We start from the raw sequence: 9956 nt of genomic DNA, 5'->3' as shown, positions 1-9956 counted from the left end.
TCGGGCGGCGTGCCGCGCCGCCTCCGCCTCCGCCGCCGTCTGCCGTGCCTCGGCGTCGTCCTGCTGCTGGCCGCCGTCCTGACGGGCTGCGGCGAGAAGCCCCTGCCGGTCCCCGAGCTGCCGACCGGCTCGCTGAGCCAGAAGCAGTACGAGGACGCCTTCCCGCGCGCCGCGCAGGGCCTGGCCGCCAGATACGGCGTGGGCCGGGACCTGGACTCCGACGCCGGCGCCGCGCGGCAGGCCGAGCACGTCGCGGGCCTGCAGCGGCTGCTGCGCGACTGGGCGACGCGGTTGGACTCCCTGCACCCGCCCGAGCCCGCCGTCGCGCCGCAGGCCCGCTACGTCGCCGGCATCCGCTCCTTCGCCGCCGACCTCGACCGCGCCCGGACCGCGCTGGAGCACGGCGACGTCCAGGCCGCCAACGCGCTGCTGAGCACCGGGCGGATCGTCTCCGCCCGGACCCGCGCCGACCTCCTCGCCGCCCGCCGCGGCTTCCACGCGCTCGGCTACCACCTGCAGGACCTGGACCGCGCGCCGGTCAAGACCGATTGACGCCGGAACTACGCTTCCGTGATGGCCGCGCAGGACGTCACGCCGCGCTACGACGCGATCGGGCACGGCTACGCCGCGCGGCGGCGCGAGGACCCCACGGTCGCCGCGCTGATCGCGGTGGCGCTCGGGACGGCGCGGACGGTCGTCAACGTCGGCGCGGGCGCGGGGTCCTACGAGCCCGGCGACCGGCACGTGATCGCGGTCGAGCCCAGCGACGTGATGGCGGCGCAGCGGCCGGCCGAGCTGGCGCCGGCGATCAGGGCGGGCGCGGCCGCACTGCCGCTGCGCGACGGCAGCGTCGACGCGGCGATGGCGATCATGACCGTCCACCACTGGGACGCCGACCGCGAGCGCGGCGTGCGCGAGCTGCGGCGGGTCGCGCGCGGGCCGGTCGTGATCCTCACCTACGACCCGGAGGTCAGCGGCGCGATGTGGCTGATGGCCGACTACCTGACCGAGGTCGGCGCGATGGACCGCGCGATCTGCCCGCCGCCGCGGCAGCTCGCGGGGTGGCTCGGCGGCGACGCGCGCGTGCACACGATCCCGGTCGCGCGCGACACGCCCGACCAGACGCTCCTGTCCTTCTGGGCGCACCCCGAGCGCGTCCTGGACCCGGCGGCGCGGGCCGCCACCAGCGGCTTCGCGCGCCAGCCGCGCGACGTCGTGGAGCGCGTGGTGGCCGACGTGCGCCGCGACCTGGCCTCCGGCGCCTGGGACGAGCGCCACGGCCACCTGCGCACGCTGGACGCCTACGACGCGGGCCTGCGCCTGGTCGTGGCGCCGCCGCCGCGACCCTAGGCTGCTTCGGCCTCGATCTCGGCGGCCGTCGCGTCGTCCTCGCCGGCGGCCGGGCGGACGATGCGCGGGAACAGCTCGGCGTCGCAATACGGGCACAGCGACGCGGTGCTGTGCGGGATCACCGCGTAGCTGGAGAGACCGCAGCTGGGACAGTGGACATGTGGCACCCGTCCTTAAGTACGTGCGGCGAGCGCGGATGTGACACACCAAACGGCAATCGGACCTTCAAGGCCCCCGATCAGGGGGTTGTCCGAACCGTCGTAACGGCGTGAGGATCTTCGGCCAGCGCGGAGGTCACGCTCCCGCGACGCTTGCCGGGCCGGTACCGTTGTCCATCGCGACGCCGTACCTGCCAGATCGGACAACGGGAAAGGGAGACCTGTCGATGGCGACCACCGCCGAGACGACGAACGCCGAGCTTCAGGAGCTGGCCCGCAAGCACCTTTGGATGCACTTCAGCCGCATGGGCGCGTACCAGGAGGGCGCCGAGGTGCCCATCATCACGCGTGGCGAGGGCTGCTACGTCTGGGACCAGCACGGCAAGAAGTACCTCGACGGCCTGAGCTCGCTGTTCTGCACCAACATCGGCCACGGCCGCGCCGAAGTGGCGCAGGCGGGTGCCGATCAGGCGAAGGAGCTGGGCTTCTTCACCAACTGGAGCTACGCGCACCCGCGCGCGATCGAGCTGGCGGCCAAGATCGCCGAGCTGACGCCGGGCGACCTCAACCGCGTGTTCTTCACCTCCGGCGGCTCGGAGGCCGTGGAGTCGGCGCTGAAGCTCGCTCGCCAGTACCACAAGCTCCGCGGCAACGGGACCAAGTACAAGGTCATCGCGCGCGAGACGGCCTACCACGGCACGACGATGGGCTGCCTGACGGCGACCGGCATCGCCAACCTGCGCGCGCCCTACGAGCCGCTGCCCGCGGGCGGCTGCCACGTCCCGAACACCAACACCTACCGGCTGCCCGAGGGGCACAGGCCCGAGGAGCTGGTCGAGGCGATCGCCCACCGCATCGAGTTCGAGGGCCCGGAGACCGTCAGCGCGATCATCCTCGAGCCGGTCCAGAACGCCGGCGGCTGCTTCGTCCCGCCGGAGGGCTACTTCGAGCGCGTCCGCGAGATCGCCGACCACTACGACGTCCTCTTCATCTCCGACGAGGTCATCTGCTCGTGGGGCCGGCTCGGCGAGTGGTTCGGCGCGCAGCGCTTCGACTACCAGCCCGACATCATCACCACGGCCAAGGGCATCACCTCGGCCTACGCCGCGATGGGCGCGGTCATCGCCTCCGAGAAGGTCTTCGAGCCGTTCTCGCACGGCACGACGACGTTCACCCACGGCATCACGTTCGGCGGCCACCCGGTCGCGGCGGCCGTCTCGCTGGCCAACATCGCGGTCTTCGAGGACGAGGACATCCTCGGCAACGTCCGCGCCAACGAGCCCGCGTTCCGCGGCATGCTCGACTCGCTGCGCGACATCCCGATCGTCGGCGACGTGCGCGGCGCGGGCTACTTCCAGGCGATCGAGCTGGTCAAGGACCAGGACACCAAGGAGTCCTTCACCCACGAGGAGTCCGAGACGCTGCTGCGCGGCTACCTGTCCTCCGAGCTGTTCGAGCGCGGGCTGATCTGCCGCGCCGACGACCGCGGCGACCCGGTCATCCAGCTCTCGCCGCCGCTCATCGCGGGCCCGGACGAGTTCGCGGAGATCGAGAGCGTCCTGCGCCCGGTCCTCGAGGAGGCTTCCCGACGCATGAGCGTCGGGTAGCGGACGACCATGCTGACCGTCCGAGAGCTGCTGCGGGATCTGGACGTCGGGGTCCTCGCCGGTGAGGCGAACCTCGACGCGCCGGTCCGCTGGGTTCACATCTCCGAGCTGGCGGACCCGACCCCGTGGCTCTCGGGCGGTGAGCTGCTGCTGACGACCGGCCTGTCGCTGTCGTCGGCGGCCGAGCAGCGCGCGTACGTCACGCAGCTGGCCGACCACGGCCTGGCGGGCCTGGGGTTCGGCGTCGGCTTCGGGCACGAGGCCGTGCCCGAGGCGCTGATCGAGGCCGCGGCCGAGCGGGACTTCCCGCTGATCGAGATCTCCTACGACACGCCGTTCATCGCGGTGACCGAGAAGGCGTTCGCGCGCCTGGTCAACGAGCAGTACGCGTTGTTGCAGCGGTCGATCGCGGTGCAGGAGCGCCTGCAGCGGATCGTGCTCTCCGAGCGCGGGCTGGACGCGATCGCCGCCGCGCTGGCGACGCTGATCGGCGGGACGACGATCGTCTTCGACGGCCGCGGCGAGCCGCAGGCGCTGCACGCGTTCCGCCGCGAGCTGCCCGACGACGCGATCGCCGCCGTCGGCGCCGAGCTGCGCGAGCGCGCCCGCCGCACCGAGGCGCGCGGCTTCGTGCCGTCGCACCCCGACCTCGCGCCGCGCTCGCTCGCGCTGCCGGTCGCGGGCGCCGAGACGACCGGCCTGCCGCAGGCGTGGCTGGTCGCGATCAAGGACTCCGGCGGCCTGTCGGAGTTCGACCGCGTCGTGCTGCACCAGGCGGTGACGGTCGTCGCGCTGGAGCTGCTGCGCCGCCACGTCGCGGCGTCGACCGAGCGCCGGCTGGCCGGCGACGTGCTCAGCGAGCTGGTCACCGGGACCGTCGCGGGGCCGGACCTCGCGCGGCGCCTGGAGCCGTTCGGCCTCGGCGGGCGCGTGACCGCGCTGGTGCTGTCGCCGCCGCCGCGCACCGCGGGCAAGGGCGGCGGGCCGGAGGCCTGCGAGGCCGCGCTGGCCTCCGCGCTGCGCGACGAGGCCGTCAGCGGCCTGGTCGCGACCGCCAACAGCCACGTCTGCGCGCTGCTTCCGGGCTTCCTGGACGAGGAGCTGTTCGAGCTCTCCCAGCGGGTGCTGGACCGCGTCGTGGCCAAGCTCGGCAGCGCGCCGGCGGCCGGCGCGGGCCGCGCGGTCGCCGCCGGCGACGCCCGCCGCGCCTACCACGAGGCGCGCTGCGCGCTGGAGGCCCGGACGCTCGGCCGCCCGGTCGGCGCCGAGCTGAACGGCCACGGGAGCAACGGCAGCTCCGCCGCGGTCTCCACCAAGCCGACGGTCGCGACCTATCGCGACCTCGGGTCCTTCCAGTTGTTGTTGTCCTTGCAGGACAGCGACGCGCTGCGCCTGTTCTGCGAGTCCCTGCTGGGCCCGATCGAGACGGGCGAGGGCCACTACGGCGGCGAGCTGATGCGGTCGCTGGAGGCCTTCATCGAGTGCAACGGGCAGTGGGAGGCCGCGGCGCGGCGCCTGTACTGCCACCGCCACACGCTGCGGTACCGCATCCGAAAGATCGAGGAGCTGACGGGGCGCGACCTCGCCAGCGCCCGCGATCGCATCGAGTTCTGGCTGGCGCTGCGCGGGCGCGAGCTGGTCAGCTGAGTTCCCGCGCGGGAGGGGAGTCCCACATGAAGGTTGGCGTTCCGACCGAGATCAAGACCGACGAGTACCGCGTCGCGTTCACGCCCGCGGGCGTGCGCGAGCTGGTGGACCGGGGCCATGAGGTCCTGATCCAGCACGGGGCGGGGGAGGGGTCGGCGATCCCCGACGCCGAGTACGCGGAGCAGGGCGCGTCGATCGTGCCCGACGCGGCGGCGGTGTTCGCGGGGTCCGACATGATCGTCAAGGTCAAGGAGCCCCAGCCGGTCGAGGTCGCGATGCTCGAGCCGCGCCACACGCTGTTCACCTACCTGCACCTCGCGCCCGACGCCGAGCTGACGCGGGGGCTGCGCGAGTCCGGGGCGACGTGCATCGCCTACGAGACGGTGACCGACGCCAAGGGCAAGCTGCCGTTGCTGGCGCCGATGAGCGAGGTCGCGGGCAAGATCGCCACGCAGGCGGGCGCGTTCATGTTGGAGAAGCCGCTCGGTGGCCGCGGCCTGCTGCTCGGCGGCGTGCCGGGCGTCGCGGCGGGCAAGGTGATGGTCATCGGCGGTGGCGTCGTGGGGTTGACGGCGGCGGAGATCGCGATCGGCATGGGGGCCGAGACCTACGTCTTCGACCGCTCGATCGACCGGTTGCGCGAGCTGGACTTCCTGCTCAACAACCGCTGCTCGACGGTGTTCTCGTCGACGTTGTCGATCGAGCGCCTGCTGCCCGAGGTCGACCTGGTCGTCGGCGCCGTCCTGGTCCACGGCGCGAAGGCGCCGCACGTGATCACGCGCGAGCAGCTCAAGCTGATGAAGGCCAACGCGGTGCTGGTCGACGTGTCGATCGATCAGGGCGGGTGCTTTGAGACCTCGCGCCCGACGACGCACACCGACCCGACCTACGAGGTCGACGGCGTGACCCACTACTGCGTGGCCAACATGCCCGGCGCGGTGCCGATCACCTCGACGTTCGCGCTGACCAACGCGACGATGCCCTACGTCGTCAAGCTCGCCGAGCAGGGCGTCCACGCCGCGCTGAAGTCCGACCCGGGCTTCCTGGCGGGCCTCAACGTCGCCGCCGGCGAGGTCACCTACGAGCCCGTCGCGATCGACCAGGGCCTGACGGCGGTGGACCCGCTCGCCGCGCTGGACCGGGTTCCCGCCGCGGCCTAGCGGGAATCGAACCCGGTCCCACGCGACGGACTTCTCGCGCGCGCGAGAAGATGTGCGGCCCATCGGCCGGTATCCGGTGGGCCGCGGCGTCACCCTCCGGAAACGGACTGGGGCCGAACGCTTGCTACCATCACGCGCCGCATGCCCACCACGAGCCAACTCGTCCGCAAGGGTCGCAAGCCCAAGCCGCGCAAGATGTCCACCCCGGGCCTGAAGTCCGGGAAGGGCAACAAGAAGAAGCAGGCCGCCCCGCAGCGCCGCGGCGTCTGCACGCGCGTCTACACGACGACGCCCAAGAAGCCGAACTCCGCGCTGCGCAAGGTCGCGCGTGTTCGCATCACCGGCTCGGTGGAGGTCACCTCCTACATCCCGGGCGAGGGCCACAACCTGCAGGAGCACTCCGTCGTGCTCGTGCGCGGCGGCCGCGTCAAGGATCTCCCGGGCGTGCGCTACAAGGTCATCCGCGGCACGCTGGACGCCTCCGGCGTGTCGGACCGCAAGAAGAGCCGTTCCATGTACGGCGTCAAGAAGAAGTAGAGACTTCATGCCCCGCCGCTCCGCCGCAACGATCCGGCCCATCGAGCCGGACCCCGTCCATCGCTCGCGCCTGGTCACCCAGGTCATCAACAAGGTCATGCTCGACGGCAAGAAGAGCACGGCCGAGCGGATCGTCTACGACGCGCTCGCCATCATCGGCGAGAAGACCGGCAAGGACCCGGTCGAGCAGCTCGAGGCGTCGCTGAAGGCCCTCACGCCGGCCCTCGAGGTCCGCTCCCGCCGCGTCGGCGGCGCGACCTACCAGGTCCCGGTCGAGGTCCAGCCGCGCCGCGCTCGCACGCTCGCCGTCCGCTGGCTCGTCGAGTTCGCCCGCGCCCGCCGCGAGAAGACGATGGCCCAGCGCCTCGCCAACGAGCTGCTGGACGCCCAGAACTCCCAGGGCGGCGCCTACAAGCGCAAGGACGACATCTACCGCATGGCGCAGGCCAACAAGGCCTTCGCGCACTACCGCTGGTAGCCCGCGCCACGCGCACCACGCTTCGCGGAAACGGCCGCCCCTCGGGGCGGCCGTTCGCGTTTCTGGGGACGCGGAGCGCGCCGGCTACTCCGCGCTCGCCGCCCGCCGGGCGCGGCGCGCCCGCGAGCGCTCCTCGGCGGACGCCGACGTCGGCGCCTCCGGCGCGCGCGGCCCCGGGCCCGGCGTCCGTCCGAAGACCAGCAGCGACCCGCCGACCAACAGCAGCAGCGCGCCCCCGAGCGTCTCCAGGTAGTAGCCCGTCCCCGGATCCGCGGTCGCGTCCGCGTACACGTCGCCGACCGATCCCGTGTCGTGCACGTGCGGGCGGTCCCACGCCCACGCGATCGCCAGCGACGCGACGCCGACGACGACCAGCCCCACCACCGCGACCCGCGCGCCCCGCAGCCCGGCGAAGAGCAGGAACAGCGCGAGGAACCCCAGCAGCAGCAAGGCCGGACCGTGCCGATCCCAGCCGCTCTGCGCGGTGTCGGCGTCGACCACCTTCGACGTCGTCCCGACCGTGATCTCGATCACCGTGGCGAACGAGGCCACCAACAACAGGACCGCGCCCGCGAGGCCCAGGAGGGCCAGCACGAGCCGGACCGTCAGCAGGACGCCCGACGACGCCCGGGCGGCGTTCGGGCCTTTGCTATCATCGCGTTCTGCCCCGTGTAGAGCGCCGCTCATGCGCGCTCGTCCCCGGGTCGCCCTCCGCGCAGCAAGGATGGATTCCTCGAGCACATAGCGCCACGCCCAGGACAGCTTCCTGACGTGCGCGCGGGCCCGAGGGGCCCGTTTTCTTTGCCCGCAACCACCCTCGCTCCCTTCACCGCCAGCCGACTCAGATATGCCACGCAAGTTCTCTCTTCAGAAGACCCGGAACATCGGGATCATGGCGCACATCGACGCCGGCAAGACGACGACGACCGAGCGGATCCTCTATTACACCGGTCGCACCTACAAGATCGGCGAGGTGCATGAGGGCGCCGCGACGATGGACTGGATGGAGCAGGAGCAGGAGCGCGGCATCACCATCACGTCCGCCGCGACGACGTGCGAGTGGAACGACCACCGCATCAACATCATCGACACGCCCGGCCACGTGGACTTCACCGTCGAGGTCGAGCGCTCGCTGCGCGTCCTGGACGGCGCGATCGCCCTCTTCGACTCGGTCGCCGGCGTCGAGCCGCAGTCCGAGACGGTCTGGCGCCAGGCCGACAAGTACCACGTCCCGCGCATCGCGTTCATCAACAAGATGGACCGCATCGGCGCGGACTTCGACCGCGCGGTCGAGACGATGGTCGACCGCCTGGGCGCCAACGCCATCCCGGTGCAGCTGCCGATCGGCGCCGAGGCCGACCTGGTCGGGATCATCGACCTGATCGGCATGAAGGCCATCATCTACAAGGATGACCTGGGCAAGGACTTCGACGTCGTCGACATCCCGGACGAGCACGCCGACCGCGCCGCCGAGGCGCGCGAGGCCCTGCTCGACGCGCTGACGACGTTCGACGACGACCTCGCCGAGGCCTACCTCGAGAACGGCGACGTCGAGGTCGACCAGCTCAAGGAGTCGATCCGCAAGGCCGTCCTGGCGATCCAGATCACCCCGGTCTTCTGCGGCTCGGCCTTCAAGAACAAGGGCGTGCAGCCGCTGCTGGACGCGGTCCTCGACTACCTGCCGTCCCCGCTGGACGTCCCGCCGGTCGAGGGCACGGTCGAGGCCCGCAACGGCGACATCAGCGAGGAGACGCGCAGCGCCTCCGACGACGAGCCGTTCGCCGCGCTGGCGTTCAAGATCATGGCCGACCCGTTCGTCGGCAAGCTCACCTACTTCCGCGTGTACTCGGGCCGCCTGTCGGCCGGGTCGCGCATCCTCAACGTCTCCTCCGGCAAGACCGAGCGCGTCGGCCGCATCCTGATGATGCACGCCAACGACCGCGAGGAGCTCGAGGAGGTCTACGCGGGCGACATCGCCGCGGCGGTCGGCATCAAGCAGATCGTCACCGGCGACACGCTGGCCGCGCCGGACGCTCCGATCAAGCTCGAGCAGATCGAGTTCCCGGAGCCGGTCATCAAGGTGGCCGTCGAGCCGAAGACCAAGTCCGACCAGGAGAAGATGTCGGTCGCCCTGGGCCGTCTGGCCGAGGAGGACCCGACGTTCCAGGTCCAGACCAACGAGGAGACGGGCCAGACCGAGATCTCCGGCATGGGCGAGCTGCACCTCGAGGTGCTGGTCGACCGCATGCGCCGCGAGTTCAACGTCGAGGCCAACGTCGGCAAGCCGCAGGTCTCCTACCGCGAGACGATCCGCGGCACCGCCACCAAGATCGAGGGCAAGTTCGTCCGCCAGACCGGTGGCTCGGGCCAGTACGGCGTCGTCTACATCGACATGGAGCCGGCGCCCGGCGAGGGCTTCGACTTCGTCTCGAAGATCAAGGGCGGCTCGGTTCCGACCGAGTTCATCCCCGCGATCGAGAAGGGCGTCGAGGAGGCCATGGAGACCGGCGTCAAGGCCGGCTACCCGATGGTCGACATCCGCGTCACGCTCGTCGACGGCAAGTACCACGACACGGACTCCTCGGAGATCGCGTTCAAGGTCGCCGGCTCGCTCGCCTTCAAGGAGGCGGCCAAGCGCGCCAAGCCCGTCCTGCTCGAGCCGATCTTCGCCGTCGAGGTCGTCACCCCGGAGGACTTCCTGGGTGACGTGATCGGCGATCTCAGCCGCCGCCGCGGTCGCGTCGAGGGTCAGGATCGCCGGGGCAACGCCCTGGCCGTCACGGCCCGCGTCCCGCTGTCGGAGATGTTCGGCTACGCGACGGACCTGCGTTCCAACACGCAGGGCCGCGCCACGTACACGATGCAGTTCGACAGCTACGACGAGGTTCCGCCGAACATCGCGGAGAAGATCGTCGAGGGTCGCACCGGCAACGCCGAGGCGGCCTAACACACCCAGCGGACGTCGCGAGACGGATCGCGATAGCTTTCCCTGGTTCGCCAGGTGAGCACCCCCCTCTAG

General features: G+C 71.6%; 10 protein-coding genes. 8 read left to right on the top strand and 2 right to left on the bottom strand.

Features of this window, described 5'->3' with window-relative positions; translation table 11 throughout:
- The first annotated feature begins 9 nt into the window (after positions 1-9).
- Together VFG42_RS25130 and VFG42_RS25125 are read left to right on the top strand one after the other, a co-directional pair.
- Complete coding sequence (locus VFG42_RS25130; RefSeq protein WP_324911587.1) at positions 10-552, top strand: hypothetical protein; 543 nt, start codon at positions 10-12, stop codon at positions 550-552.
- A gap of 21 nt (positions 553-573) precedes the next feature.
- Positions 574-1350 (top strand): class I SAM-dependent methyltransferase, encoded by a 777-nt coding sequence (locus tag VFG42_RS25125; RefSeq protein WP_324911586.1) that lies wholly within the window; start codon positions 574-576, stop codon positions 1348-1350.
- Here VFG42_RS25125 and VFG42_RS25120 read toward each other — a convergent pair.
- Complete coding sequence (locus tag VFG42_RS25120; protein WP_324911585.1) at positions 1347-1517, bottom strand: hypothetical protein; 171 nt, start codon at positions 1515-1517, stop codon at positions 1347-1349. The two genes, VFG42_RS25125 and VFG42_RS25120, sit on opposite strands and share 4 nt — an antisense overlap.
- A gap of 218 nt (positions 1518-1735) precedes the next feature.
- Here VFG42_RS25120 and VFG42_RS25115 point away from each other — a divergent pair, with 218 nt between their 5' ends.
- From VFG42_RS25115 to rpsG, 5 genes are all read left to right on the top strand, one after another.
- Positions 1736-3115, top strand: a complete 1380-nt coding sequence (locus tag VFG42_RS25115; RefSeq protein ID WP_324911584.1) for an aspartate aminotransferase family protein — start codon at positions 1736-1738, stop codon at positions 3113-3115.
- A 9-nt stretch (positions 3116-3124) separates the two neighbouring features.
- A complete protein-coding gene (locus tag VFG42_RS25110; protein ID WP_324911583.1) occupies positions 3125-4762 on the top strand; it encodes a PucR family transcriptional regulator in 1638 nt (545 codons plus the stop codon).
- 26 nt (positions 4763-4788) lie between these two features.
- Positions 4789-5922 carry an alanine dehydrogenase gene (gene ald / locus VFG42_RS25105; protein WP_324911582.1) on the top strand — a complete coding sequence of 378 codons (1134 nt, stop codon included), beginning with the start codon at positions 4789-4791 and terminating at the stop codon, positions 5920-5922.
- 141 nt (positions 5923-6063) lie between these two features.
- Positions 6064-6459 carry a 30S ribosomal protein S12 gene (rpsL, locus tag VFG42_RS25100; protein ID WP_324911581.1) on the top strand — a complete coding sequence of 132 codons (396 nt, stop codon included), beginning with the start codon at positions 6064-6066 and terminating at the stop codon, positions 6457-6459.
- Positions 6460-6466: 7 nt separating this feature from the next.
- Positions 6467-6937: a 30S ribosomal protein S7 gene (gene rpsG, locus VFG42_RS25095; protein ID WP_324911580.1), complete on the top strand. Its 471-nt coding sequence runs from the start codon at positions 6467-6469 to the stop codon at positions 6935-6937.
- 84 nt (positions 6938-7021) lie between these two features.
- Here rpsG and VFG42_RS25090 read toward each other — a convergent pair whose 3' ends face one another.
- A complete protein-coding gene (locus VFG42_RS25090; RefSeq protein WP_324911579.1) occupies positions 7022-7531 on the bottom strand; it encodes a hypothetical protein in 510 nt (169 codons plus the stop codon).
- A gap of 253 nt (positions 7532-7784) precedes the next feature.
- Here VFG42_RS25090 and fusA point away from each other — a divergent pair, with 253 nt between their 5' ends.
- Positions 7785-9884 (top strand): elongation factor G, encoded by a 2100-nt coding sequence (gene fusA, locus VFG42_RS25085; protein ID WP_324911578.1) that lies wholly within the window; start codon positions 7785-7787, stop codon positions 9882-9884.
- Positions 9885-9956 lie beyond the last annotated feature (72 nt).

Source organism: Baekduia sp., assembly GCF_035685985.1.
GTDB lineage: Bacteria > Actinomycetota > Thermoleophilia > Solirubrobacterales > Solirubrobacteraceae > Baekduia.
The sequence above is the reverse complement of the archived record's forward strand: the minus strand, read 5'-3'. Positions and strand labels throughout refer to the sequence as shown.